The following is a 26,442-nucleotide window of genomic DNA, read 5'->3' as shown; positions in this document are numbered from 1 at the left end:
TTGAACTGTTGTTACCACTACTACTTCTTTTATCCTATGGTTTTTGAGATATTCGACCACCCTGTCCAGGAATTTTTCATCTATTTCGATGGAGTATTCTACGTATTCGACCTCTATGTCTTTGTATCTCTCCCTGATCTCCTCGGGTATCGGGAACCGTGCATGTCCAAAATGGATAATCTTATCCGCGCCTATCATCCTTGCTTCATTAAAGGCTATATCGCAACCTCCGAAACATCTGGGTCCTGACAGGTACACCTCTCCCTCAGTCTTGTATTTGTTAGCGAGTTGCATGGCTTTTGGTTTGAGCCCTTCAGGGAATTGGATGAGGATCTTCATGGTTTTATTTGTGCATCTCATTTTAAAATTCGTTCTATGTTTTCCATATAAACCGCTGTTTCATCTGATAAGCTACCCTCCGATGTTTATTTGATCGCGTGTTAAGATGGGAGGATTTTGCGATTGTATTTAAAATATTACGGTGGTTAATATCCTCATGAAGTACTTTCACGTAACCATGCGGAAAGGTCAGGTGAGTGTTGAATTTTCCGTCATCATAGGTCTTATTATAGCATTCCTTATTCCGGGGTTGACTTTGGTGGCCTATCAATCGAATGTGGGAAGAACCGATTATGCACTCTCCGAAGCGAACCTGGCGGTCTCGCGTCTCGCAAACGAAGTCAATATAGTAGGTGCAACCGGTTCCGGTTCTGCCGTCTATGTTGACGTTTATGTCCCGCCAACATTTGAAGGCTTCAACGTCACCGATCGTGAGATTATAATGAGTGTTAGGACAGATGCAGGGTTGAACGATGTATTCCGTGTAACCGATTACCAGTTGGAAGGTGAAGGTCTCGGCAATGTCAAACCAGGGATAAACACCTTTTTGATCCAATCTGTGAACAGGACAACGGTTAGTATCACACGCGTCTGAATACATTCTTTATTCTTCATAGATACCCGTTAACTTTATTTCTGGGGCATAGACAAACTCGCCTCTATCTATGTTTTCGACGTCTTCGTATCTGAAAGAGACCTTTTTGGAATAACGTCCGCCCGGCGAACCCGACCCGCTACAATGTAAGAACACTGTTTCCGACCTTCCCGGATAAAGCGTAACGTCTGTTGGGCATGCCTGTCCGTCTATCTCGATGGAATTGATGTGTATAGGATAAGCTTTGTTATTTTTGACGATCATGACAACCGTTCCGTTGGCATAGAATGTGTGAGCCTGAATAGCGATCTCTGCATTGTTCCAGAATTCGGAGAACGCCGCTGTTCCGAACCCGCGGGTTAGTTTCGGTACGTCTCCGATCGTTCCCAATGCAACTAACGAAACTATCAGCACTATGCTCAACAGGATTAGGTATTCAGTAGCAACCTGACCTTTCATCAGTAAAGAGTTATGCAGAAACCAATTAAAACTTTTGCTCGGATAAGAAACCTCAAAACAGATGCTTGAGAGTTTCCACAAAATTTTTCCACCATTTCAGTATTATTTCGTATATTACGGCTCCACCCTATCCCTGTCGAAAAGTTTTGAACAACTCCTTGCTATTATTCCGAATTCCTTCTCCTCGTATCGGATGACTGCTTGCCCCTGAATCGGTAGATGAACATCAACCGTCTTAACAGGAGGGTTACATCCGCAGGGATTGAAAGGGTCACATGCATTCGGAGCATGTACTACGGTAATACGGATTAACAGTATCGAAACAAAAAAGCCCCAGGCGAGATTCGAACTCGCGACCTCTTCCTTACCAAGGAAGCGCTCTACCAGCTGAGCTACTGGGGCTCTCATTTTGAGGAAAAACCATCTCAGATTATTCAAAGGTTATTTTAATATTTTTCGTTTTTAAAAGTAATGCTGCAGCACGTTCTAATGTTGGTATGGACACTGGAAGTTTATGCGCCGTCCTCCTATCTATTCTTATCTTGTGGTATTCGCCGTCTTTAGTGTAAACAATGTTGATCCCTAAAAGTCTGGCAGGTGCAACCAGGTCCTCGATGGTTTTATGAGAATCCGAACGCAGTTGCGCTATCCTGACCTTCTTTTTAAGTTCTTTGGACAACCTCGACACAACCGCGCCTTTACGTCCGATCAGCACACCGACATCGCCTTTAGTGAAGATCACAACAGTGTCTCCAAAGTCGTAAGCGTGTTCGAACGATGCGGTTGTGATGTTGTGGACTTTATGAATCTCCAACAGCAACCTTGATATCCTTACGTCTAACTCGGTTATTTCACCGTTACGGAGTTTTGATTCGCATGAATCGCACAAGGTATCGGATTTAGCACATTTTAAGCATATCGGGAATTTCATATTGAGTTTATTAATCTGAAGTTCTATAAAATAATTTCTCCCCACAGATTCGAACGAAAAAAGAAGGATGAGGAAAAATTTTAAAGGATTTTATTTTGCCAGATGTATCTCGATTGCGGACACTTTGGATGTGGACCCGTCTTCTGATGTAAGTTCTTCGGTTTTGATTTCCACTTTGTCCACTTTCACATCCGGCATGAACCTGTTCCTGACAATCTCTGCCACGTCTACTGCTTTGGATATCATTTTTCCCCTTGCCTTTATCACTACTGTAGATGCGTTGTTGTTAAACTGGGTCACTACTGCCAGTACGTATCCCATGATGTTCTTCTTCCCTACGTAAACCACGTTGTCTTCATTATCTGCCATAGTTACACCTCCTTTTTCACAGTTTTAAGATAACTTTGTTTGTCGTTTTCTACGATAGTTGTCTATAATCTTATCTAGTAATCTTTTTAAATCCTCCCCATCCCCTTTACCCTTTTCTTTCGTCGAACCTGTCTTTCGGTTATGCGTGTTTCGCTTCTTCTTAACGAGTTCACCGATCAATTTTCGCAACCTCCTTATTTCCGCCTTAAGCCGTTTTATTTCTCTGTCCCGGTACACCTCTCTCATACGTTCCTGCTTGATCTTTATCACCTGTTCTTCGAGCCTTTTGCTTTTCATCCTTTCCCTTTCGAGGGCTTTACGGAGTTCGTTCGATTCGTCTATGAGTCTCTGTATCCGTTCGATGTATTCTGTCAGGGTCTTCTCCCTTTTTACGGTTTTTCTTTTGATTTTTACCTCTTCGGCTTTCACGTGTTCCGGTGCGGTGATCAACGCATCGGACATCCGAGTACCTGAAACGACAAGCACTTTCATACGTTCTTTGGTATCCTTAGAATACGTAAGGCTGTCTATCTGTCTGAACTTGTTTTCGTAAACATGGTAGGCTTTAAGCGCAGCGGCTAAAGCATCCCTTTGATGGTCATCCTTTACATCGTACTCTTTCGTAAGCTTTTCTTTTTCCGAAACGGTCAGGTCATGACCGGGTACGTACAACCGCGCATTAAAAGATGCGGCGATTTTGACCACGTATTCCGGAGCAACACGTTTATCGCATGCGACCAAAACAGGTGTTCCCATCCTCTCTATCATACGTACAACGTCCCTTCTTTCAGCATTCTTTTTACTTATTACTTTTACAACGTTCCCCGTAAGGTCTACTGCAGCGATACCTACCGTGGTGCCAGGGTCTATGCCTACTATGATATGCATGTTCTTATCCCTCAGAGCAACGTTATAGCATACATCAAACCGATACCTATCAAAAAGCAGACGAATAACAGAGCTGATTCTTTACCGTGTTCTTTGTTCAGTTCAGGTAGAATGTCCGAAGCAGCGATGTACACAAAACTGCTAGCACTTATCGGTATCAGAACGGGCACCAACCCAGTTACAATGTTACCAAGATAGAACGTTGGTATTGCGCCCATGAAGATTGTTAAAGAAACCAGATAATTGAGTAACAGTGCCTTTTTAGGTCTGTACCCTGAGTAAAGGAGAACACCGAAATCTCCTATCTCCTGCGGTATCTCGTGAAACGCTATCGCTAAAGCGGTCACCACACCAAGAGTGGTATCTGTCATGAACGTTGCTGCCAATATGATTCCATCGGTAACATTATGCAACGCGTCACCCAACAGATTCATCTTACCGACGGTCTTAACGCATTCGTCGGTTTCTCTACAGTGATGCCATCGCAGGATCCTCTCAGTCAGAAAGAACAACGAAAATCCGATCAGAAACACAATTCCAAAAAGTCTGGGGCTTATGTTTTCGAGACCCTCTGGCAGCAGATGAATAAACGCACCGCCCATCAGTGTACCTGCTGCGAATGCGATGAGCGGTTTTATTACGGAGCGTCGTATCCCCTTTACCGCAAGGGTCAATGCACCTACGAGGGAGATCGCGCTTATCATCGCTGAGGAGAGGAGTATATGGATCAATATCGACATGATTTTTTAACTCACCAAAATTTTATATCTGTTTTGTTCAGACGTTTTTCGTTTGAACCGAATACGCAAATTATAAAAACGTTTTTGATTTAGTTCATCTCATGGGACGATCCTCTGATGAAGAACACAGATTGATCTCGGAAAACCAGCGTTCCTTAGAGGTTATTTCATCCGTAATATCGGAATCGCGTACAATAATTGCTATCGCAGGTATACTGTTCGGTTTTTTGCTTTCCGTTTCAGCCAATCACGAGGTCTCTGACCCTTTGGACAGGTCTCTGTTGATAGCCTCTCTCATATGCAGCGTTCTGACCGTCGGGATCTTTTCCTTACCGGTCATATACCATCATATCGAATTTCCTTATCACAACCCGCGCAAGTTTGCTCTGAGATACCATTGGTTCATGAGTGTCGGTTTTATACCCTATCTTTTGACCTTCTTCTTCTCCATCTTATTCGCCTTACGTAACCTTCTCGGTCTCGAGAAAAGCGTAGTTCTATCCATACTCATCTTCGTTCTAATACTGCTCGTTTACGTATTCAGAAAAAAGTCAGAAACCCTGGTAAGAAAAACAAAATAAAAGGCGTCAGTCCGCTCGTCATTCATCACGAGGTCAGCGATCACCTCTTTCATCATCCGCCTCTTTCTAAACAACCTTTACTCTTTCATATATTGTTTTACGTATGAATATTTTTGTACACCCTCTTTTTCGATAGATTTCAACTCCTTCTTAAGCGTTCTATCTCTGACAGAGTTGTACGTAACACTCAGCGTACTGAGAAAATCCTTTGCAACCTTTTCCTGGTCGAATCCCGCATAGATGGACGGCTCAAGAATGCCGATAGCACTCTCCCTGAACATATCTATCAATGCTTCGCTCTTCCTGATCTCGATAGGTATGGTCTCGTCCTGTATTATCGCTGCCAACGTTTTGAAACTGTATGCATAAGGCATCCTTTTGAAAACCGTTTCGGCAAGTTCCAGATGCCCGCTTCTTACCGCATCCTGTAACGCATTCACGTAAAGGTCGTACGCAGCGTTTACGTCCTTTTCATACGTTTTCATCCCGCTCTGCAGATAGAGTTCTGCCGCATACGCGTACCTCGAACCTACATCTGCGTCGGTCAGGAGGACCGTTTTATGCCCGAACGGTACCGATATCGGATTACCGTCATTCTCCTCGATAGCGGTGCTTACCGCTTTGGCGGATTCTTCAGCGTACTGCGCCCTTTCCAGAATATCCACCTTTTCGTTGTTGGCCAATGCCATAAGGACGGACGCTTTTCTTGCATGGGCACGGTATTTGGCGTATCTTGCATATCCTGCCGCCTTGTCGTATATCTTTGCAGCCAGTTTTAACGCTTTTACAGAACCTTTGTTCAGGTATAAATCTTCACAATTGGTTCCCAGGACCATCAATGCACCGTACGCATACGATTGTTCCATTTCTCCTTTATTAGCCGCATCGACGATCTTGTTGAACAGATCTTCTATTTCCTTATACTTTGTTGCCAGAGGGGCTTGGTCGTAAAGGGTTTTAGCGTAATCGGTCATCATCGGCAATTCTTCTTCTTTTTCGATTTTTTTCATCAACCTTTCGTTTACCATATCATTCCCCTCCCAACTTCTTTATGATCTTATCAACCTCCTTAGCAGAATTGTCGTAAAACCGGGCAGTTCTCTGATTCCCTATCTTATCGAAATAGGCGGATGCTTTTTTGAATTCTTTTTTTGCGAGTTTAAGATACATGAGGACGGTGGTAGTGCTCATCAGTTTACCGTTAGTGTTAACATGGTTTATGCAGAGCGCACCTGCCAGGTCGTACATGCTATCTTTTTCTAAGCGGTCAACCATCTCCAGAAGTTTCATATCGAAAAACCCTCTATCTTTTTCGGGTGCATCTTTGTAGTAATCGACAATCATAGAACCTGCCGCGAACGGCATAGATTCATAGAACAACTTGAGTTTGAACATGATCTCTTTAGATTTGTCAGACAAGGCACCTGATTTGTACGATTCTGTGACTTTGGTTTTGCTGGTGATCAGAGTCGACTCTTCTACGGTGCTTTCCGGTACCTCCCTTTGGAGAGATTGCGGTTCCTGCGGCATAGGCTCTGTCAACGGTGAAGAGAAAGCCTGTGTGCTCATATTCAGAAGCATCAAGGAAATAGACGCTACCTGTCTAAACTTCGTCTTCATCGGTTTCCTTTTCTTCTTTTCCATGATGATATTAGAAAACTTCATTTTTATAAACCTTTAGATTGAATATTTAGGCGAATGATACCTGTGTTTGCTTATGTTGTTTCAATAATCGGAGCATTGATCAGCGGTGCCGCCGCCACCTTAGCGTACATCATATCCTATGGAATGAAATACCCTTCTATGCAGAGTTGGGCACGAACCGAGTTTAAGGAGTTTGTGAAGACCGTTCTCATCATAGCCTTTAGTATGTTCATACTCGTTCGCATAGTTTCTCAGTTGATAAACGCATTGACCGGGTTACCATCAACTCCTGGCGACCCTCTTTATTTTAACGCTGCTGAGACGTTCTTAAGACAGCAGTACATCGACACCCTTGTCACGAACCGGGACCTGATGACGCATCAAGCAGTGTTGGGCGCATATTCTGACATGAAGATAAGCGTCGGTGCGGTGTTCGGAGGCGGTGTTAAACCTTTCAAAACGTTAGCGTTACCTGCATCTACACTGTCAACCGCGATAGATTACGGAATGGTCACTTCCTTGGCCTTCCTTTCTATGTTGGCTATATTAGAGCTCTTTAAAGATGTTGCGTTCACGGTAATCTTTCCCATGGGCATAATATTCCGCGCGTTCCCGTTCTCCAGAAAACTCGGGTCATCGCTGATAGCGCTCGCCATAGCGGGATATTTCGTTCTGCCGGTCACCATACTTTTCGACCAATGGTTGTATCAGAATTTTAACTGGGCTGATGTAACATATCTGAGTGAACGGCCACCCTACTATGCTGAGTCGGGCAGCAACTTTTATCTCACATTCAAAGATCAGGTGATAGACCTGTGCAGCGACCTCATCTCACCCACTCCGTTGTTTGAGGAAGTGTACGACCAGTTGAACGGCCTTCAAAACGATATCGAAAATCACCTAGAATCAAATCTGGGTGGAGTGTTGGGAGGTGCACTGAGCATAGTGACCAAACTGTTCTTTACAGTATTGAAGATACCGTTAAAGATTGTAACAGGTACGATAGATTTGGTAATGGATGTGATAAGCGGTACCTACGGTGTCTACCAGGCTTTAAGGATAGTTGCCGTGCCCTTGACAAAGGTCGTTGTAGACATGATAAACGGTGATTACGCACGCACATCAGAAGTTATGGAAAGCAGTTTTGATTATACTGTTGATGTGATCGCATATTCTGCCAACAGATTGATGTTCGCACTACTCTGCATACTTATCGATTGGGTATTGGTGGAAACGTTCTTCGTTTCGTTGTCCGATGCTTTGGGAGGCGAGAAATCCCTGTTAGGTTTAGGAAGACTTAGGAAATTGGTTTGAGGTGTGAATATGTCCAACCCGTTAACCCTTGCAATAACGATGTCGCTTCCACCGGTCTTTCTCATGGGGATACTGTCCATCATTGCCTATCTGCTTTCAAGGGTCGTGAACCCGAAATGGTTGACCTTTGCTAAGGATGAAGGGATGCAGGTTGTTTGGTCGATCCTCCTCATCTTCATCATAGTCGGTGGGACACAGGTGGTCTACCAACTCGTGCACGATTACACCGGACAGGATCCGTTCGAGGCTGCGTTGGAATACATAAAAACGGTCGAGAGCGATGCTTTCAAAGGGTTTTATGCCTTCTTTCTTTTCAAGTATGCTTTGGCAACACTTTCAGCGGTAGTTGTGCCTTTGGACCCGTTCACTGAAATATTGGGGCACATCCCAGTGGTTAACATGTTCCTCGATGTAAGCGCCACCAGACCTTTCGCCGACCTTTCCACTATGAACAGCGCAACCGATTATCTCCTCATGGTCTTGATATTCCCGCTTTTTTCAAGTATCATTGCGCAGAGTGTAGGTCTCATAATCTTCCAGCATACTATGTTTTCTCTCGTGTTACCCGTAGGACTGTTCCTTCGCATTTTTCCCAATACCCGCAACGCAGGAAGTTTGATGATAGCGGTTGCCATAGGGTTCTATGTTGTGTTCCCCACCACTTATCTGTTGCATAATTACGCGTACTCTTCCATACGCGAGACAAACCTCCGACTCATTCAGTCTGGTGTGGATGCAGCGTTCGAAAACCCGTTCACAAGTAATCCGGAAAAGAAGATCTGGGATTATTTCGCGTTTGTGGTTAAAAATGCGATGTACGTTTCTTTCGTAAAGGTCATGAATTGGTTATCGATGTTGTTTTTTGCGGGTTTAATGCTACCGACCTTGAGCATTGTTATTACGATGACCTTCATCCGGACGATGCAAAAGATTATTATTATGAATTTTGATTAAAACTTTGAACACGAAAAACGAAAAAAGGCGGATTGGGTTTTGAAGATGGACTCCATCATGATAAGCGGTATAGGATTGGTAATCGTAACCGCGATGTTATCCGTATTCGGTAGCATTGCCGTGTATCTACTCGGGAGAAGTGTTCGTGACGAAAACGTGATGGCGCGGTCCAAGAACGAAGTTGCCCAAGCAGTTTACAGCGTAATCCTGCTCATCGTCATCTTAGGCCTGATAAACATAACCGGTTCCCTGTTCGATTCACTGGTCCCTGCACTTGACGTTTACAGCACACCGAACTCGCCGTTTTCGTCGTACGTCTCCAGCACGATTTCTTACAGAGACATCGGAGTAGCGCTCAACACTACAGGTTCGAACGTTACCTGTTTATACCATGCCGGTAACTATCATTACCCATCCCATATCTGTGTGGCAATGGCTTATTTGGATAGGTCTGAATGGTTGGTAACCAATACGATGTATTACATAATGGAACTCAGGGAATTTGTAGGTATAATCCAATCTACGGAATTGAAGTTTAGAGTCCGTAACACACGTATTACGGCCACTTTACTCGATGCGTTGGAATTTGAGGAGAATATCATAACCAACATGTACAACATTCTCTCCAAGGAATTGTTAATATACAAGATGTTGAAGTTCTCGCTTAATCTCCTTTCCCAGGTATTGTTCACAGCATTGCTTACCAGCGGTTTGGTGTTGAGGTCGTTCTACTTTACCAGAAAACTTGGTGGTTTGTTGATCGCTTCTGCACTTGCCCTGTACTATGCAGGTCCGTTCGTGTTGATACTCGGACACCGTGCCATCTATGAAACGAACAATTTTATAGCCATCGAGGAAAGCACGGGTTCATCAAAGGTGGTGCCTTACATGGACCGATGGAAAGAACTGTACGAACCGCTTTCCTCGTCATCCTCGGGTTCTTTAGATTCATCGAATATCGATGAAGGTAATATCTTCACACAGATTAAAGATTATACAACGTTTTTCTTCAGAGGGTTTAGAAGGTTCTTTGAAGTGGGTTGGAACTATGTAAAGGGCAGTGTGACGAATAAAGGTGGTTATCTACTCGGCGAGAACGGTCTGGTGCACATGGTTGCCAGGATTACTATGCTGACGTTGGTTGTGTTGCTTATTGCGTTGTTTGCAGTCCTTGCGACCATCAAAGCATTGAGTCCTTTGTTCGGAGGCGATGTCCAGATTGCGGGATTATCTTACTTCCTGTGAGATTAGATAAGGTGTATGGTATGCGTGTAATACCGACCGATGATTGCAACGGTCTGCCGATAAAGTGGCTGTTTCAGGTAGGGCTGTTAGTGCTTATGCTCTTACCATCTTTGGTTTCTGCCTTTGACCTGCCCCCAGATTTTTACATGCATTGGAAGATGTGCGAGATTGAAGAACGCGGCCCGATGTACGCAGGACACGATTGGATAGTCAAGAGCGTTACCGGCATATTTCTGGTAGGGATGATAGTGATAGCGGTTTATATGATAGGTACTGCGTTGAACGTACCGTCTCTGGTGGCGTGGAGTAAAAGCGAGTCAACACAGTTGTTAGTTTCTCTACTGATACTTTTCATTCTGATAGGATTGATCCCGATGCTTATCGAGATAGGGAGAACGAACAATCCGACGTGTGCACCGCCGTCATGCGGCACCGCTTGCGGTGCCGCAGACGGCGGTTGCACACTGATGCAGACCGCGCAGATATACTCTTTCACGATGAGGAATACGTTCGCAAAACTGACAAAACAACTCTTACAACTGAACGTACTGTACAGGATGTTCGGTTCCGGGAAATACTCCATCGAAATTAGCGAGTTCTTCTCAGTAACTTCCAAGATTAAGACCGCCATGAACCCGTTATCCAAGGTTTCTGATTGGATAACATCTTTGATCGGACCTTCCATGATGTCATGGGTAGGTATAGAGTTTCTATTGTGTTTTATAAGCAAAACCGCGCTTTCGGTTTTCTTACCTTTGGGCATAATATTCCGTTCTTTCCCGGTTACGAGGTCTTTGGGAGGCGGACTCATGTCGTTTGCTCTGGTATCGTATTTCGTACTGCCCTTGCTTCTCAACATAGACAACGTCATCGTTACTGCACACTACGGGTTAGACCCCGGCCAAACCGTTGCGTATTACAGAGACATACAGAGCGACGCGTCAAAACTGTTCTCAGAACCCACTCCTTTCACCGAGCATATCGATGTAGCGTTGGATGTGGTATCGAACAACCTGAAATCCGTGTTGAACCTTGCCGTGTCAAGCAAGTTTTTCATAGGTTCTGTGATATGCCCTGCCTCCATAGGTAACATGTTCGCTCTTATGTATTACTACATCGTCACACTGTTGCTACCCGACCTGGCATATCTAATAGTGGTCGCCACACTCGGACTGCTGATATTTAAGATATTCATATACTTTACCCTGTTGAAGAATCTTGCATCTTTCTTCGGGTCTGACATGAGTTTTGAATCTTTGATGAGTTTGATATAAGTGGTTCGTATGGATAGGTCGTTCGGTACTGCATTGGTCTTGTTCTTCGTTACGGTTAGTGTTGTTCATGCAGATATCCCCACAACCTCAGTATGCGGCGGGACGGGATATATGGCACCTTGGATAACCCGGTCCGTGATAGCGGTTTTCATAGGGTTCGCTGTGTACGTTGTCCTCTACCTTGTTTCAAAACTGTTTTCGATGCCGAAGATGGAGGTATGGACCAAATACGAACTGGTTCAGGTTGCGGCTACATTCCTTCTCGTCATGGTACTGGCGAGCATTGTAGAATTCATGTGCAAAGGGAGTTTATCCTTCTTCTTCACTTATCCGGGATACACCCCTCCATCCAACATGATAAACACGAGTTATCAGTATCTGACGGAAACGTTGGGTTGGGAGATGGTCGGTTTTGCAGGCGTATCGATGTTCAGTGCAGCCTACAACATGTTGGCTAACACGCAGATCAATTTAGGTGTGGGTGTACCTTTCATAGGGGGGGTATCTGTCAAAGAACTCTCTCCGTTAGAAGGGTTGAACACATTGGATTTCGCTGTCAGTGCTGCTCAATCCGGTCTCATCGCAGGCATGGCTACAACGCTTGCTCAGTATGCATTACTTACCTACACGTTCAATATCATCCTGGGAGTGATCCTCCCAGTAGGAGTATTACTTAGATGTTTCATGCCCACTAGAAAGTTCGGAGGCGCGATGATAGGGTTATCTCTGGGTTTAGGTTTTCTCTACCCGCTCCTGCTCAGTCTGAACCATATGATGGTCGCATCAGTGGTGCCTACAGGCACCAGTTTTCCGGAGTATATGAAAAGCCTGATAAAGACAACATTTGAGGTGTTGAGTACATCTGTATCTATTGTATCGACAGGTGTTACTCTGGACGTGCTCAACATTCTCCAAGACCCGTTCTACGCAATGTTCCAGTTCTTCAGATCAGGAGGTACCAATCCTTTGGCACCGGACATGGGGAGCATGGTCGTTGACGATGCGGTTGTCGAATCCGTCAGTTTCATCGTATCGAGTGTTTGGCTGTTACTGATGAAGACGGTGATGATAGTGGTCCTGGTAACTGCAGTGTTACCTTTGTTAGACTTTATCATAGTGGCTGCTGGCACACGTGAGTTTTCAAGATTGTTGGGTGCGGAGGTTGACATCCGTAACCTTACCAGGATGTTGTGATGGTGGGTGATTATGAACTGGTTGGTTATAACCGTGATAACGATAATGGGCATGTCCGGTCTTACCACCGTACTGTACATGATAGCACGTTCGTTCAACTTGAAAGAACTGGAGCGATGGACTAAGAGCGAGTACGTAGAACTGTTCGTGACAGCGTTCATAGTAGTGTTCATGTTGGCGATCGGTTTAGCGTTCATGGTTCTCGGACGTGTCGTCTCATACGCATTGTTTAACCCAGGAGTTGTTCCTTCTTCATCGAGTTTCCTGGTAAATCAGCCGACATCTTACGACCCGCAGGTTTCGGCCATCGTGGCCATGGAGAACATAGCAGATGCTCTGAGGACGGATTATTCTGTAGTCGCGTTGTTCGCGATAGTGTTAGGTGCGTTGGGTAATGTTGAGGTAGACATCAGCGGATGGGGGGTCAACCTGTACACAGCGTTGGTCGTAGGCGGCGGTTCGGCCGTATTACCTGTTGTCGGGGTAGGTGCTCTGTTCCTTGCCGGTGCAGGTCTGTTAAAGAAGGTCGGAGTGGGCGGCATTGCCGAGAGGTTACCGTTTGCAGGAAGTTTCAATTGGTACATGCTTCCTATCGTTACATTGGCTTCACCTCTGATCGTTTATATATTACTCTCTGCAATACCGCAAACGTTCAAGTACGGTGCTGAGCTTATTGCCAACTTACTCTTCCTCCAGTATTTCTTGATAGAACTGGTTAAGTTCTCTGGTTATATCGCCACGTTCATGTTGCCGACAGGTATAGCGATGCGTGCGTTTCCTGGTACGAGGGGTATGGGAGCGATGTTCATCTCGATTTCATTGGGTTTTCTGTTTGTTTTTCCTCTGAGTTATCTGATGCTGATGTACGTATCGGGCATAACTCCTTCTCAGGTTCAGGAATCAAGTTTAGAAACCGTACCGGGTTACGAAGAGCTTAGAGAGGTTGCCGATGTGACCTGTTTAGATGTTTCTACAATAGGTACGTACAAGGATGTGGTGTTCTACCTTTATCAACAGGGGAAGATCGATTCACTGCTCGACGCGTTATCCGGTAGGCTTGAAGAGTATTTCCTTGTAGTGTTCGCGTATCCTGCTGCAGCGCTCACCATTACTTACACGTTCATCAGATCCTTCGGTATGATGTTGGGTGCAGAACTCGGAGAGATAGGTAAAGGATTAATCAAGTTGTTATGATTCATTTACGCTGACGTTCTCAATGTACGATTCGTTGCCTTTGTCTTCAGTTACCCCTTCGGTTTCTTCTACAACAGAATACTTCACTATACGTTCGATCTTACCGTCGGATAACACCGCATCGATATTGAGTGTCAGATTATCTCCCTTGTCAAAGCATGTTCCGTTTGTAGCGGTTACCAGTTCGATAGGCGTATCGACAAAAAGACCTTGGGCAGGGTTTCTACGGATAATGACCCTAAGCCTTTCTTTGACACTGTCCCCAGGTCCTACATCAGAACAGGATACGTTGACAGACGACCCGTTCTTTCTGACCGAAAGGACTTCCGTAACAGTTGCGTTCGCCAAAAATGTTTTTCTGCTAGGTAACATCTCCGCTTTCAGTACGGTTACCAGTTCCCCGTTCTCCACATATCCCACTATCGAAAGCGGTACCGCGGACCCTATCCGGTATATCGGAGTGGTCTTCAGTTTCACCACATTGCCAGCGGTGATGTTTCCTATCTTATCCGGCAGTTCAAAAGTTGCTTCAGAACGGACATCAAATCCGTGATTGAGCAGGTACTGTGATATATCTAACACTACCGAATCATCGATAAGGTTGAATATGGTACTGTTCCCGGTAACATGCGTTTCGGATGTTATGAAACCCTTTTCCCTCCATTCATCCTTCTTGTCTTTTATCTCTGACAACGGACCTTCTACGGTGATGTAACTGGAGTACGACGACAGGGTCGCATTGATATTAACGGTTATATAACCTCCTTTCATGTCTCCAGAATCATCTTTGTTCGCTGTCCGATGGTGCGAGATCAAAGGTATGGCCACTGCTTCAAGCAGGAAGACAACACCTATCAGGATTGCAAAAATCTTCAGAAGGTCTTTCTTCATCGTTAGCCCACCCTATCCTTTGTAGATGCAAGATGTCTGCTTGACGGTAGTTAAAATATACTGACATCTTTATAAATCTAACCTGATATGAAAATTGAAGACAAAGACCGGTTGCAATTTTATGTTGGTATCCTGGGTGATCCTGTATGAAACTGTATTGGATAATCTATACGGTATCAGACCCTGACACAGGCGAGGTGTACGAAGAACGCGATTCTCCTCTACCGGTAAACGTGGAAAAATCTCCAATACCGAAAGAGCTGAAGACGTTTTTGAAGAATGCGGGTGCTGGTTCGACAGGCGAAGTATTGGCAAAAAAACCGTTCGGTGAGAGACGTCCAGACTTGATAAACATAATCCCTTTGAAGCAATTCCTGAGGAATAATGTTCGTCCTTACCCCGGACTCGTGGTCGATGTTGATAACCTCCGCGGTACTGTTAAAACGGTCGGTGGTGGACGCGTTGTAGTAGATTTCAACCATCCGTTGTCCGGACGCGACCTGAAATATACGGTTAAGGTTGTACGGATCGAAGAGGACATAGGTCAGATTGTAAAATCCCTGTGCGAGTTCAAGGGATATCTTTGTGATACGGAAACGGAAAAAGATAAGGTCAAAGTGACTATACGGAGAAAGGATGGAAAGGACATAACGGATAGCGATCGGACGTTGGTCAAGGTTTGGTTGTCGTCATTTATAGATGGATACGAGATAACCGTTGTGTAGATGTAGAAAAAGTTTTAACGGGGTTGTTATGTGCCAGATATGTTCCTTTCTTTCATGCTCCTCTTTCAAGTCAAAACTTCAAAAATCTCTCGAAGAAGAAAAACGGATGTTGAACAACTCAGTCGCCTCTGGAGATGCGGTGCTCTTTAGGTCGAGAGATGTTCCTAATCTGTTGTCCGTTGACCGTCCTTTGTTTGAGGTTAGGGTTGCCCAACCATCCCCTATAAAATATTTTCAGGATATGTTTGTAGACGAAGAACGTTGGCCGATCGTCTGGCGACATAACTCTTTTAGAACTGTTACAGTGTTGCCAGACGGAAGATTGCTTCTGTTGTCCAAACATCCCGACCCTGGAGAACGTTCTTATACGCATTATCTCGAACTCGTGATAGACAAACACGAATATAATATATCTCTTTCCGGAGCGTCTTCTGAGGGTTTTATCCGTATCTCCTTCGATGGTTACGTAGAATTGCTCAATATAAAGACTGAAAACGTTGAACGTCATCGTATAGAATTCGTATTCGTCAGTCATCCCTTTCATTACGTTTCCAAATCCGAGGCGAGAACCGCTTTGAGAAGGCAGAGTTCGCATTATCTCGGGTCCGCAGCGATGTCCAAATTTGAAGACTATGTTGTAACGGTACCCTTTTTCTCTCTCCATCCCTTCATCCTCAACGATTACGAACGTTGCGGATTTAAAAAACGTGTAGACATGCAGGCCATCGGTCCTTCCTTCTTTTTCAACCATTCCCATGAATTTGAATAAAAAGTATTCGGTAACGTGCTTTTGCAATTTTTTATAAATGCAGTTGTGCCGAGTATGCAATGTTGATAAAAAGAATTTTAAACAATGTGTAAAAAATTATTTTGAGTGATACCATGGTTAAAGAGCGGAGGGGCGCACCGGACGCAAGAACCTACTATCACAAAGGTAATCTATACTTTGAGAGAGGTAACTACGAAAAGGCGATCGAAAACTATAACATGGCTATAATCCTTAATCCGAATTTCTCGGAAGCATACTTCGCCCGAGGGTTGGCCTACTATCATCTTAAGAATTACGATAAAGCAGCAGCCGATTATACCAAAGCTTTGGAACTCGACCCGAACAACCCCGTCATATACAACAACCGTGGTGATTGTTATTATCGTAAACAGGATTTTGAACGCGCCATAAAAGACTATGACAAAGCCATCACCCTTAATCCGAAGTATCTTAAAGCCTACTACAACAGAGGTTTGGCTTACGCATGTCTTGAAAACTACGAATCGGCAATTGACGATTTCTCAAAGGTGATCGAACTCAATCCGAACTTTGCCGAGGCTTATCATGTCCGTGGTTTGGCCTACGATTATATGGGTGATCTGGACAATGCTATCAAAGATTATCAGAAGGCCCTGGAGATCAACCCAAACCTTACCGAAGCCAAACAGCATCTCGAATTGGCAAAGAGTAAAGGCGGTGTCCGCGCCAATCTGCCCGTGACCGGCGGCGGTGAAGAGGGCAAGGCACCGAGCACGGTTCATCTGTTAAGTAAACCTAAGGTCACGTTCAAAGATGTCGCTGACATGGAAAAACTCAAAGAGGTGTTAAAAGACCATATTGTCTATCCTTTGCTTAAACCGGATTTGGCGAGGAAGTACGGAAAACTCGGCGGTGGCGGAATCCTGTTGTACGGTCCGCCGGGTTGCGGTAAGACGTATTTGATGAAGGCGGCGGCAGGTGAATGTAAAGCAAGTTTCATAAACGTTAAACTTTCTGACGTTCTTGATCAGTACGTGGGAGGTACCGAGAAGAACATACATGCAATATTCGAAACAGCGCGTAAGAATGCGCCGTGTATCGTTTTCATCGATGAGATAGATTCTTTAGGTGCGAGACGTGACCAGTTGGGACAGAGCGGTCAGTACATGCGCGCCGCGGTTAACCAGTTGTTGTACGAGATGGACGGTATAGAGGCCGCGAACGAGAACGTGCTCGTTGTAGGTGCTACGAACGCGCCTTGGGATGTCGACCCGGCATTGAGAAGGAGCGGTAGACTCGGTAAGACCATATACGTGCCGGAACCGTCGTTTGTTGCCAGAAAAGCCATTCTTAAACTTCATGCTAAAAAACGACCATTGGCTAAACATATCGCTTGGAACAGGTTGGCTCTCGCAACAATCGGTTATTCAGCAGCGGATCTGAAGGCGGTGGTGGACGAGGCCTCCGCCATACCTTGGAAGGAGGCGTTCAAAACCGGTAAGGAGAGACCTGTCACAACATCGGATTTTATAAAGGCGATTAAGAAGGTGAAATCTTCGCTGCCGCCGTGGTATGCACAGGCCAAGAAACAGATAGGTCAACAGGAAGAGAAAACGATCGTAGACGGTAAAGAGCATATAAAGATTACGGAGAGTCCTTTAGGTCCTGCTGAAAAGTATGCGTTCAGAGAACTGCTAAAAGCCATCAAACGTATGAACAGGTGGTACGTAAAACTGTTCAACAAACTCGTCAGAATCATTGCATTGTATCTCCCTATACCCTTTTAGGTGGGTTTGATGAGGATTCTGCATCTCTTGGTAATACTGCTTGTGTTGTCATCCGTAATCGGAACCGTTTACCCGTACAGCGTTTACGAAATGAAACCCTCTGATAAGATTTCGATAAACGTTACATCTACCAGTCTTAACTCTTCCCCGGATAATATCCTTGTTACGGTTCGTGTCAACAACACTGACCCTGAGAGTTACATAATGTATCTGATGAAGGTTGAAGGCGAGGAATTGATACCGGTAAAGATGTTGGGTGTTGTCCAACCTTATGCATACGTCACTGCAGTAGTTAACATCACAGTGAAGTATCCCGGCGAAACCTTTCATAGAACCGTTTACGGAATCGTGTTGACAGATAATGCTACCGAAGGTAAACTGTTCACTTTAGTCGAAGATTGGAGCATGTACGAATCAAATGTTTACAGGTCTCTGTTACAGACCCATATCCTGGTAGTACCTTTGATAACATTGATAATCATTCTCGTTCTTCTATTACTCATCGAAAGCGCTTATCACTACCGTTTTTTAGACCCATTCGGCACACAGTATACTACTGAGAACCTCTTTTTCCCTAAGGTGTCGGGTAAACCGATAGGTGAAAGGATAGCCGATATGATGATGGATCCGTTGATCTGGGTCCTGGAGATAGGTGGTTGTCTTCTGGCCTTTTCTTACATAATAAACACGGAATTCAGTTATACGGAGTTTGAAATTACGTTGTTCAGCGGTGTTGCAGCATTGCTCTTTCCGATGATCTATCTTGCATTCCTTTGGACGCTTGAGAGAAGACCGCTAAGATTCTTCTTTTCCATGTTCTTCTGGGGGGCGTTCGCTGCCGTGCTTGCGTTCTTGGGAAACTATTGGTTAAACGATCTGGTGCTACCCAACTTCGACCGTCACACAGGGATGCTCATCAGCGCGGTCCTGATCGCTCCTCTTGTCGAAGAACTCGTTAAGTTGATGGGACCGGTTCTTCTGTCAGGACATCCGGAGTACAGAGATTCGGTGATCGGACTGATTTTGGGTTCAAGCGTAGGTATCGGGTTTTCGTTCATAGAGAACTGGTTCTATTTTGCTTCAAAGACCAATCCGTTTGAATTGGGATTGAGCGTCTGGATGCAGCTTATCATCTACAGGTCGTTCTTCAATTCGTTAGCCCACGGGTTTATCACAGGGTTCGGAGGAGCCCTCATCGGATATGTCAGATCTATTACTCACAGTGGGAAGTATCTGGTGATAGGTATGGTTTCCGCATTCCTCATCGTTGTACCCCTCCATTCCCTCTTCAACCTTACTGCTATGATGGATGGTACAATCCGTGAGATGGAAAGCGTCTTGGGGTTGCCGTTTATATTCAATCCGTTGTTCGTCATGGTCCTTACGGTGATGTTTATTGTGGTGTACCTGATCTCGCATAAGGAGTATGCCGAGGAAGCTGCTGAGGAGGTCGGTTGAAGTAGGAGGGTGGTATCATGACGGCCGGAGACGATATCGAACAGACGGTTACCCGTTTGGCAAACGCGTTGGATAGGCTCAGTGCAATGACAGATAGAAACTGTATTATCACCTTCCATTCCCACGGCGACCCGGATGCGGTGTGTTCGGCCTATCTCCTGAAAAGGATACTGCATAATGCGGAAGTGGTTTCCATGGATAACTTATCGGCGCATGGTAAACGTGTTGCCGAGTTACTGGCATTGCCTGTTGAGTATATGGATGTCTCGGAAATAGAATCCTCAGGCAGACCGGTCGTCGTAGTGGATACGAGGTCGAGAAGGTTGTTGTCAGGTCTTTCTTCCGCGTACATTGTGATTGACCATCACGATTATGCAGATGATCCGATAGATGCTGAGGTCGAGGTTGTTCTGCCGCATGCGTATTCAACTACCCAGATTATATATTATCTCTATAACCGACAGTCCGGGCAGTCCCCATCTTCCGATAAATATTTTTCCACACTTATCCCGAAGATGGACCCAGGTATCGCCACAGCCGTACTTCTTGGTATCCTGGACGATACCATGGGTTTGAGAGAAGGTAACAGCGAACTGTTCGAAATAATAGCAGAACTGTTGAAGGTCTCCGATAAATCTTTTGAGGAACTGGTCAGGTTGACCCATGACTTTTCTCTGACAAATAAGGTCAATACCGTAAAGGCGTGTAGAACTATAAAATACGATACTGCCGGTGACGTCATCATCGTAGCCGCACGTGCACCTTCCAACGAAGGTAGCGTTACAACCGCTCTCTCGGGGTTTGCGGACGTTGTATTTGTGGGTTCGATAAAACAGAAAAACGCGCGCGTGTCCGCACGCGCGCGTTTTGTACACGTGAACCTTCTAAAAATCGTCAATAAAGCGCTTGAAGAAACAGGGTTGAAAGGTAGTGTTGGAGGACATCCCTATGCCTTAGGCGTATCCCTGGAGAATTGCTCTGATAAGCGTTTGGATGAGTTTTTGACTGTATGTCTCAGGACCGCTACACGGTACCTGAAAAGTATTATGGCTAGGGATGAAAGAACCTGAGTTGTGGGAGGTGAGGATAACTTATGGTTATCTTTCTTTTCTGTTTTCTCCGATCTACGCGTACATACGTCCCCTGAGGGGTTACCTCAAATACGAATTCATAACCCAACCTTGCTAATCTGCCGATGATGGTGTCCAATTCCGACGGTTTCAGACCTTCTACACGCAATTTCATTGTATCACCCGGAGCGTTCTCACACCCCCGCTTTATAAACAACACGAAGGAGTGTGTTTCCGATGATGCAACAAACGCATAGATGAGGAAAGGAAGAAGGTTGAAGTAAAAGGTAAGATGAAGTAAAAATATGAGAACCGGGTGAGAATGAGAAGATGGAGTTTATAGAAAAACTGATTCTCTGACCGGGTTACTCGGGATTTATTTACATCGTAAGTGGATTATGTCATCGGATATGTTTAAATATGTGAAACGAGCAATATTAATCGTATGATTCATACGAAACCTGGCGGTTGCAGTGGGTTCGGAAAGGATACTTCATCGAAAAACGTCTCAAAAGACAGAACGTTTGCAAAGGTTAAAAGAAATGCTATGGAAAGGATCAGGTCGGTGTCCAAGTTTTTCAAAAGGATCGCCATATCCTCGATTATCTGTTCCTCTGCAATCCTTTTGGGTTCGAGTTCTGGCGGGACGAGTCAGAATGTTGCAGACCCGTTCTTGGTCGGTTTTGAGGAGATGAAGGATTGGGATTACAGTGATACCACTCGGGTTGGTAAAGGTCGTATCGAAAGACTCAACATCCTGAAAAAGGAAGATGTGCCGTTTTTTATGAAAGTAATAGATCTGAAGACACCGTACAAATGGATGCTCATTCCTGTTGACGGATTCTATTGGGATTCGGCAGGTACTGTTGCCGATAGTGTGCTGCGTGTGGTTGGATACGACATCGCCGTCTTTTACGATGAGTTCAAAGTTCCGAGAAGGAGAGGGGTCCATCGAACCATAGGTTACGTGCTCATAGATAATCTCAATAAACCAGTTCCTGATACAGAGACGTTGGTCGATGAATACTTTCACATGAAAGGGATCATCGATATCTTTAAAGAGGAAGGTATCCCGGAAAGTGTGTATAGGGACCTACTCGAAGATATCGAGAGGTTGAAAGGTTTGATCGAGAAGAGAGGTGTATCGCTTACCGAGTATGCGCGGAGAACGCGTAAGAAGAGGCGGCAGAAGATCTCAGGTGCGAAAACCGGAACGCACGCGTCAAAAAAACAAGGTACGCATCAGGAAGAGAAATCTTCGGTTTTTGTGATAGATACTACTGAGGTAAAACCGCCGAACTATACGGACATCGAGCCCTCAACGAAAACTCCACCGCGTTTTAGAAGGATGGAACCGTTAAGCGAAAGGTATGTTGTTCCCTGTGCCCGTCGGAACAATCTCCGTCTACAGGTCTCTCTTGGGACGAGTCCGTCCACGGACCGTTATCAGTTCTATACCTATATCAGTGTAAAGAAATTCCATTTTGGTGGAGGCATCATCTATGATAACTGTCCGAACTACCGGGTTGTTTTCGGATACGGTGAACCGTTTTCTGTTAAACTCGGTGTACGGGGACGTTTTTCCGACGCAAAGGATGCTAAAACAGTAATAGGTGGGGGAAGCAAAGTATTTCTTATAAATACCGTAGAACTGGGCATAGGGTATAATGTAAGTTCCGGTGATTGGAGTGCAGAGGTTGTATCGGTACTGTTGAACGATCTGGAAAACAAACCCTCCTACGAATGGTATGTCAGCATTATCAAAAACCGCTTCGGCGGTTACATCGTTGTCGAGCCGACCGGTGTTAAAGAGGTCGGTGTCGTATATTATCTGATAAAACCTAAAGTTTGTCGCTGATGATCTTGAGGAGTTTTTTAAATCTATTCAACTCTCTGATCCCTTTTTTTGTTATTCTGTAGTATTTTCTCCGATTAACATAAGAAGAAGTCACAAGACCGTTTTCTTCCAGACTGTAAAGAACTAGGTACAGCATAATTTTACTCGGTTTGAACCCGAACCGCAATTCTACAGATTTATCGAGGTTGTAAGCATATACTTTGCCTTCTTTCTTCATCAACGAAAGTATGTACGGCCATAGGTTACCCTTTGTCAGAACTTTTATTGAATGATGCATTTGGTCGGTGTCTGCGTCCTGTATCATCTCTGCAAGTTCTTCCATCGAATAAAAACGGTTCGGAACTTTTTTAAACATTTATTATTTTATAAAAATAAAATATTTTTAATTTGTAAAACAAGTTCGTAGGTGGTATGAATGGGTAAGATTAGGGTCGGTGTGATAGGTGTCGGAAACTGTTTTGCGGCGTTGTACCAGGGAATAGAGTACTACAGAAGGACTGGTAAGACGGCGGTCGGTCTCATGCATGAAACGATGGGCGGTTATTCATGGTCGGACATCGAATTCGTTGCGGCATGGGATGTTTCTAAAGAGAAAGTCGGTAAGGACCTGACGGATGCACAGTACGCATATCCGAATTTTGTCCGTTACGTGGAAGACATGCCCAAATCTGGTGTTATCGTTAAAGAATCACCACGTCTTGACGGTGTCGGAAGGTTTGTGGAGGATTGGTTCAGACCTGTCGAACAGACCAAGGACATGGATACGCTCAGAGAAGAGATTATAAAGGAGATCAAGGATAAGAAGGTGGACGTGCTGGTAAACTATCTTCCAGTAGGTTCTCAAAAGGCGACAGAATTCTGGGCAGAGATAGCCATTGAGACGAATACTGCTTTTGTTAACAACATACCCGTATTCATAGCTTCCGATGAGCGATGGCATGAACGGTTTGCCGAGGCCGGTGTACCGGTGTTGGGTGATGACATAAAGTCGCAGGTCGGAGCAACCATAGTACACAGGGTATTGACCCGTCTCATCGATGAACGGGGTGGCGTGATCCGTAGCACGTACCAGCTTAACGTGGGCGGTAATTCCGATTTTAAGAACATGTTGGAACGGGAAAGACTTGTCAGTAAGAAGGTGTCTAAAACCGAATCGGTCCAGAGTCAGTTGTCGGACAGATTGTCCGAGGAGAATATTCATATCGGCCCAAGCGATTTCGTGCCGTTCTTAAAAAACACTAAGGTATGTTTCATACGGATCGATGCAGAGACGTGGGCCGGCGTGCCTTTCACAATAGATTTAAAACTGGTAGTTGACGATAAATCGAACTCGGCAGGTATCGTTGTGGACGCGATCCGCCTCGCAAAGATCGCTAAGGATAAGGGAATGGGTGGGTCGATAGACGCTGCATCCGCTTACCTTTTCAAACATCCGCGCAGACAGTTCACAGATTATGATGCACGTAGGATGATCGAGGATTTCATAAACGGTTAGTTTAAAGTTGGGGATAAGTAGGAAGGGAAGGTCCGGAAAAAGGGGTACGCGTATGAGAATATGATAAAAGAGTACTGCGAGAATGAGAGACGAAGTCTAGATAGTTAGGTAATAAAACTTGATTCTTCACGTTGGGTTACTCAGGATTTATTCACAATCACACGGATAAAGCAGAAGATATATTTTAAATAATGTACAGTGTTTAATTCCAGCATGCTCAAACAACGGATGAAAGGTATTCAGAGAAGCGTAGGTCTTCTGTTGGCAGGCCTCCCGGTCACACCGAATCAGGTTACGCTGCTTTCTATCTTATTTGCCGTCCTTTCGGCATGGTTGGTCTGTGAAGGAAAGATTGTTGAAGGTTGCGTGATGTTCCTTTTAGCGGGGGTCATGGACGGATTGGACGGCGCGATAGCCCGTGCCAAGGGTATGGTAACGGAATTCGGCGGGTTTATAGACGGTGTTGTTGATAGGATTGTAGAAGGTATCTTCATCCTTTCGTTGATGACTATTGAATTGCCGGATGTGGTCCTTCCAGGTTATGTTTGGTTAGGTGCACTGCTACTGTTTGGAACGTGTATGCCTTCCTTTGTCCGTGCTTACGCAGACCATAAACATGTTGTTGCTCACGAAACCGCTCTGTTGATGGGTGGCGTCTTCGAGAGGACAGAACGAGTTCTCATGGTGGTCTTTGCAACGATGATAGGATACTTCTTTGGATGGGTTTACTTCGTTTATTTAATAATTATCTCCGTGGTGCTCTCTCTTGTAACAGTGCTACAACGGATCAGCATAGTGTGGAATAATCAGAAAAAGAATCCGAGTTCGTAGAATATCATCTTTTCGTAGTATCCGACTATCGTCCCTATTGTTACCACTACCAGCAGACCTGCAAATGCGAACATGTCGAACATTTTGCCGTAGAGCGTGCTCAATAAGACTGCCATGAGTATATAGGGCAATATGAGAACCCATGCACCTGTCCATCCGTTCAACAGCACGGTGAAAAGCGCGGCTACGAAAAGGATCGTCGCAGAAGTGATAAAAACCGCACGATACCACCGATGCGAAGGTTTCCAATCGCTGAGTCTTCTGGTTGCTAGCAGTGCTGCTGCAATAATGACTTGAACGCCCTGGGAAATCCATACCGATATACCGCTCACTGACAACGACCATACTACAACCAGATATGTGAGCACGGTGTACAACACAAATAGTTGTTTTGCCGGAGAACGGTCAAGTTTCATCTTTTTCATCTTTTTTTACTTTTGCCCCGTTATCATTTTAAAACGATTTCTCTCCTCTTCTCTTCCGACGCAATCAATCCACTGAGATATGCGAAGATAAACAGGTATGGAGAGGGAAAAGGAAAGCGAAGCGAGGGGATAAGAATATGAGACATCGGGTTAATCAGATTTTATTCGCAATCATGAAAACCTGCTGGATTTGTAAATGTTTTTAAATATTTATCACTTAAAATTTTATTCGCCGCAAGGTGACTTTTATGTTTGAGAGGATCAAATCTTGGATACTCAGACTGTTAGGTCGCGAGAAGGATATATCTCTTGGGTTTTACGGTGCGCCGAACGTCGGCAAGACGTCATTAGCAAACAGGATCGCTATGGATCTGTCAGGAGAACCGTTCGGCGTGGTGTCTCTGGTCCCTCATGAAACTCGTGTTGTTCAGAAAAAGGAGAAGGTTGTCCTTAACCTTAAAGGGTTCAAACTTACCATGAACCTGTTGGATATGCCCGGTATTGCGGTGAAAGTCGATTACCGGGATTTCCTTAATTATGGGCTGGATCCTGAGGAGGCTAAACAACGGGCAAGGGAGGCCACAAAAGGTATTATCGAGGCTATTAGATGGTTGGATAATATCGATACCGCATTGTTGGTCATCGATTCCACTCGCGACCCCGTTGACCAGGCAAACGTAACGTTGCTCGGTAACCTTGCGGCACGTGGCATACCTGTGATCATCGTGGCTAACAAGATCGATTTAGAAGACGCGCAACCAGAACGCGTTAAGGAGGCATTCCCTGATTATACAGTTGTTCCCGTGTCTGCTCTCAACGGTACAAACATGTTTCAACTGTACAGACAACTTGCTGAAACGGTCAAATCTTCAAAAAAGATGAAAAAGAGGAGATAGGGTGTTGACATGCTCAAATGTATAAATTGCGGACGCGAATACCCTGATGATTACCCTGTTGACAAAGGGTGCAAGTGCGGATCCAAAGTATTTGTGCTTGTCGACGGCAACGATAACAGAAAGATGGAGTTACGGCCGATAGTTCCTGAGAGATCCTCTGAAGACAACAGGATTGAGAATGTAACCATTGTCGAAAAAGGCGTGTTTTACATAAACCTTGAGCGTTTGTTCGATTCCCCTCTGATAGTTAAAGATGAGCGGGGTGTCTATTTCATCGAACTTGTGCAGTTCAATGAAGAGACGGAGTAATTTTACCGTTCATCAGGACTATGAAACCAGATTTATACGTCTAACAAAACTTGTATCCTCCAGAATCCGTTCTTCTTTTCAACCTTCAACATGTGATATGTAACACCCTTCACGCATTCTTTCGGTAGTGTATGCTCACCCCATACCTTTGCCCGAACACGAAATCTGTCATCTTCCGTCAGTTCTACAATCTTCACATCCGAGAACACCATTCCCTCTATATCCATC

At 44.8% G+C, this 26,442-nt stretch carries 31 protein-coding genes and 1 tRNA gene; 18 read left to right on the top strand and 14 right to left on the bottom strand.

Annotated elements, in window-relative coordinates; translation table 11 throughout:
* Nucleotides 1–339, bottom strand: a 339-nt coding sequence (locus J7K41_03525) for a diphthamide synthesis protein (protein ID MCD6549750.1), incomplete at its 3' end; no start/stop codon positions are given.
* A gap of 157 nt (nt 340–496) precedes the next feature.
* Here J7K41_03525 and J7K41_03520 point away from each other — a divergent pair.
* A complete protein-coding gene (locus J7K41_03520) occupies nt 497–934 on the top strand; it encodes a hypothetical protein (protein MCD6549749.1) in 438 nt (145 codons plus the stop codon).
* A gap of 9 nt (nt 935–943) precedes the next feature.
* Here the strand turns inward: J7K41_03520 and J7K41_03515 are convergent, their stop codons facing one another.
* The 6 genes from J7K41_03515 to J7K41_03490 all read right to left on the bottom strand — a co-directional run bounded on the left by J7K41_03515 (nt 944) and on the right by J7K41_03490 (nt 4,321).
* A complete protein-coding gene (locus J7K41_03515; GenBank protein ID MCD6549748.1) occupies nt 944–1,393 on the bottom strand; it encodes a hypothetical protein in 450 nt (149 codons plus the stop codon).
* A gap of 329 nt (nt 1,394–1,722) precedes the next feature.
* A tRNA-Thr gene (locus tag J7K41_03510) sits at nt 1,723–1,795 on the bottom strand.
* A gap of 28 nt (nt 1,796–1,823) precedes the next feature.
* A complete protein-coding gene (locus tag J7K41_03505) occupies nt 1,824–2,324 on the bottom strand; it encodes a KH domain-containing protein (GenBank protein ID MCD6549747.1) in 501 nt (166 codons plus the stop codon).
* Nucleotides 2,325–2,414: 90 nt separating this feature from the next.
* Complete coding sequence (gene albA, locus J7K41_03500; GenBank protein MCD6549746.1) at nt 2,415–2,693, bottom strand: DNA-binding protein Alba; 279 nt, start codon at nt 2,691–2,693, stop codon at nt 2,415–2,417.
* A 24-nt stretch (nt 2,694–2,717) separates the two neighbouring features.
* Nucleotides 2,718–3,581: a DUF460 domain-containing protein gene (locus J7K41_03495; protein ID MCD6549745.1), complete on the bottom strand. Its 864-nt coding sequence runs from the start codon at nt 3,579–3,581 to the stop codon at nt 2,718–2,720.
* 11 nt (nt 3,582–3,592) lie between these two features.
* Complete coding sequence (locus tag J7K41_03490) at nt 3,593–4,321, bottom strand: ZIP family metal transporter (protein MCD6549744.1); 729 nt, start codon at nt 4,319–4,321, stop codon at nt 3,593–3,595.
* A gap of 101 nt (nt 4,322–4,422) precedes the next feature.
* Here J7K41_03490 and J7K41_03485 point away from each other — a divergent pair, with 101 nt between their 5' ends.
* Nucleotides 4,423–4,902 (top strand): hypothetical protein, encoded by a 480-nt coding sequence (locus J7K41_03485; protein ID MCD6549743.1) that lies wholly within the window; start codon nt 4,423–4,425, stop codon nt 4,900–4,902.
* Between the two features lie 77 nt (nt 4,903–4,979).
* Here J7K41_03485 and J7K41_03480 read toward each other — a convergent pair whose 3' ends face one another.
* Together J7K41_03480 and J7K41_03475 are read right to left on the bottom strand one after the other, a co-directional pair.
* Nucleotides 4,980–5,930, bottom strand: a complete 951-nt coding sequence (locus tag J7K41_03480; GenBank protein MCD6549742.1) for a hypothetical protein — start codon at nt 5,928–5,930, stop codon at nt 4,980–4,982.
* 1 nt (nt 5,931) lies between these two features.
* A complete protein-coding gene (locus J7K41_03475; GenBank protein MCD6549741.1) occupies nt 5,932–6,546 on the bottom strand; it encodes a hypothetical protein in 615 nt (204 codons plus the stop codon).
* A gap of 54 nt (nt 6,547–6,600) precedes the next feature.
* Between J7K41_03475 and J7K41_03470 the strand changes: the two genes are divergently transcribed.
* The 6 genes from J7K41_03470 to J7K41_03445 are packed head-to-tail and all read left to right on the top strand — an operon-like array spanning nt 6,601 to nt 13,721.
* Complete coding sequence (locus J7K41_03470) at nt 6,601–7,860, top strand: hypothetical protein (GenBank protein MCD6549740.1); 1,260 nt, start codon at nt 6,601–6,603, stop codon at nt 7,858–7,860.
* Between the two features lie 9 nt (nt 7,861–7,869).
* Complete coding sequence (locus tag J7K41_03465) at nt 7,870–8,814, top strand: hypothetical protein (protein ID MCD6549739.1); 945 nt, start codon at nt 7,870–7,872, stop codon at nt 8,812–8,814.
* Between the two features lie 45 nt (nt 8,815–8,859).
* On the top strand, nt 8,860–10,059 hold the full coding sequence (locus tag J7K41_03460) for a hypothetical protein (GenBank protein MCD6549738.1): 1,200 nt from the start codon (nt 8,860–8,862) through the stop codon (nt 10,057–10,059).
* Nucleotides 10,060–10,079: 20 nt separating this feature from the next.
* Nucleotides 10,080–11,333 carry a hypothetical protein gene (locus J7K41_03455; protein ID MCD6549737.1) on the top strand — a complete coding sequence of 418 codons (1,254 nt, stop codon included), beginning with the start codon at nt 10,080–10,082 and terminating at the stop codon, nt 11,331–11,333.
* A gap of 9 nt (nt 11,334–11,342) precedes the next feature.
* Nucleotides 11,343–12,527, top strand: coding sequence for a hypothetical protein (locus tag J7K41_03450; GenBank protein ID MCD6549736.1), 1,185 nt, complete (start codon nt 11,343–11,345; stop codon nt 12,525–12,527).
* A gap of 12 nt (nt 12,528–12,539) precedes the next feature.
* Nucleotides 12,540–13,721: a hypothetical protein gene (locus J7K41_03445; GenBank protein ID MCD6549735.1), complete on the top strand. Its 1,182-nt coding sequence runs from the start codon at nt 12,540–12,542 to the stop codon at nt 13,719–13,721.
* On the opposite strand, the gene J7K41_03440 is transcribed toward J7K41_03445, so the two are convergent.
* Nucleotides 13,716–14,612, bottom strand: a complete 897-nt coding sequence (locus J7K41_03440; protein MCD6549734.1) for a hypothetical protein — start codon at nt 14,610–14,612, stop codon at nt 13,716–13,718. The genes J7K41_03445 and J7K41_03440 overlap by 6 nt on opposite strands.
* A 146-nt stretch (nt 14,613–14,758) precedes the next feature.
* Between J7K41_03440 and J7K41_03435 the strand changes: the two genes are divergently transcribed.
* From J7K41_03435 to J7K41_03415, 5 genes are all read left to right on the top strand, one after another.
* On the top strand, nt 14,759–15,337 hold the full coding sequence (locus J7K41_03435) for a hypothetical protein (GenBank protein MCD6549733.1): 579 nt from the start codon (nt 14,759–14,761) through the stop codon (nt 15,335–15,337).
* Between the two features lie 106 nt (nt 15,338–15,443).
* The gene (locus J7K41_03430) at nt 15,444–16,106 is read left to right on the top strand and encodes a hypothetical protein (protein MCD6549732.1); all 663 of its coding nucleotides are present in this window, start codon (nt 15,444–15,446) and stop codon (nt 16,104–16,106) included.
* 101 nt (nt 16,107–16,207) lie between these two features.
* Nucleotides 16,208–17,872: a tetratricopeptide repeat protein gene (locus J7K41_03425; GenBank protein ID MCD6549731.1), complete on the top strand. Its 1,665-nt coding sequence runs from the start codon at nt 16,208–16,210 to the stop codon at nt 17,870–17,872.
* A gap of 9 nt (nt 17,873–17,881) precedes the next feature.
* A complete protein-coding gene (locus J7K41_03420; protein MCD6549730.1) occupies nt 17,882–19,330 on the top strand; it encodes a PrsW family intramembrane metalloprotease in 1,449 nt (482 codons plus the stop codon).
* Nucleotides 19,331–19,347: 17 nt separating this feature from the next.
* Nucleotides 19,348–20,400: a DHH family phosphoesterase gene (locus tag J7K41_03415; protein ID MCD6549729.1), complete on the top strand. Its 1,053-nt coding sequence runs from the start codon at nt 19,348–19,350 to the stop codon at nt 20,398–20,400.
* Here J7K41_03415 and J7K41_03410 read toward each other — a convergent pair.
* On the bottom strand, nt 20,381–20,575 hold the full coding sequence (locus J7K41_03410) for a hypothetical protein (protein MCD6549728.1): 195 nt from the start codon (nt 20,573–20,575) through the stop codon (nt 20,381–20,383). The genes J7K41_03415 and J7K41_03410 overlap by 20 nt on opposite strands.
* 270 nt (nt 20,576–20,845) lie before the next feature.
* Between J7K41_03410 and J7K41_03405 the strand changes: the two genes are divergently transcribed.
* Nucleotides 20,846–22,258: a hypothetical protein gene (locus J7K41_03405; protein MCD6549727.1), complete on the top strand. Its 1,413-nt coding sequence runs from the start codon at nt 20,846–20,848 to the stop codon at nt 22,256–22,258.
* On the opposite strand, the gene J7K41_03400 is transcribed toward J7K41_03405, so the two are convergent.
* Nucleotides 22,242–22,580, bottom strand: coding sequence for a PadR family transcriptional regulator (locus J7K41_03400; GenBank protein MCD6549726.1), 339 nt, complete (start codon nt 22,578–22,580; stop codon nt 22,242–22,244). The two genes, J7K41_03405 and J7K41_03400, sit on opposite strands and share 17 nt — an antisense overlap.
* Before the next feature lie 93 nt (nt 22,581–22,673).
* On the opposite strand from J7K41_03400, the gene J7K41_03395 reads away from it, so the two are divergent.
* Together J7K41_03395 and J7K41_03390 are read left to right on the top strand one after the other, a co-directional pair.
* Nucleotides 22,674–23,753, top strand: a complete 1,080-nt coding sequence (locus J7K41_03395; GenBank protein MCD6549725.1) for an inositol-3-phosphate synthase — start codon at nt 22,674–22,676, stop codon at nt 23,751–23,753.
* 213 nt (nt 23,754–23,966) lie between these two features.
* On the top strand, nt 23,967–24,584 hold the full coding sequence (locus J7K41_03390; GenBank protein MCD6549724.1) for a CDP-alcohol phosphatidyltransferase family protein: 618 nt from the start codon (nt 23,967–23,969) through the stop codon (nt 24,582–24,584).
* Here J7K41_03390 and J7K41_03385 read toward each other — a convergent pair.
* Nucleotides 24,560–25,009: a hypothetical protein gene (locus tag J7K41_03385; GenBank protein MCD6549723.1), complete on the bottom strand. Its 450-nt coding sequence runs from the start codon at nt 25,007–25,009 to the stop codon at nt 24,560–24,562. The genes J7K41_03390 and J7K41_03385 overlap by 25 nt on opposite strands.
* 248 nt (nt 25,010–25,257) lie before the next feature.
* On the opposite strand from J7K41_03385, the gene J7K41_03380 reads away from it, so the two are divergent.
* Together J7K41_03380 and J7K41_03375 are read left to right on the top strand one after the other, a co-directional pair.
* Nucleotides 25,258–25,905, top strand: a complete 648-nt coding sequence (locus tag J7K41_03380) for a GTP-binding protein (GenBank protein ID MCD6549722.1) — start codon at nt 25,258–25,260, stop codon at nt 25,903–25,905.
* A gap of 9 nt (nt 25,906–25,914) precedes the next feature.
* Nucleotides 25,915–26,214: a hypothetical protein gene (locus tag J7K41_03375; protein ID MCD6549721.1), complete on the top strand. Its 300-nt coding sequence runs from the start codon at nt 25,915–25,917 to the stop codon at nt 26,212–26,214.
* Nucleotides 26,215–26,246: 32 nt separating this feature from the next.
* Here the strand turns inward: J7K41_03375 and J7K41_03370 are convergent.
* A partial coding sequence (locus tag J7K41_03370; GenBank protein MCD6549720.1) for an archease occupies nt 26,247–26,442 on the bottom strand: 196 nt, incomplete at its 5' end.

It is taken from the genome of Candidatus Micrarchaeota archaeon, assembly GCA_021163225.1.
Taxonomy (GTDB): Archaea; Micrarchaeota; Micrarchaeia; order Anstonellales; family JAGGXE01; genus JAGGXE01.
The sequence above is the reverse complement of the archived record's forward strand: the minus strand, read 5'-3'. Positions and strand labels throughout refer to the sequence as shown.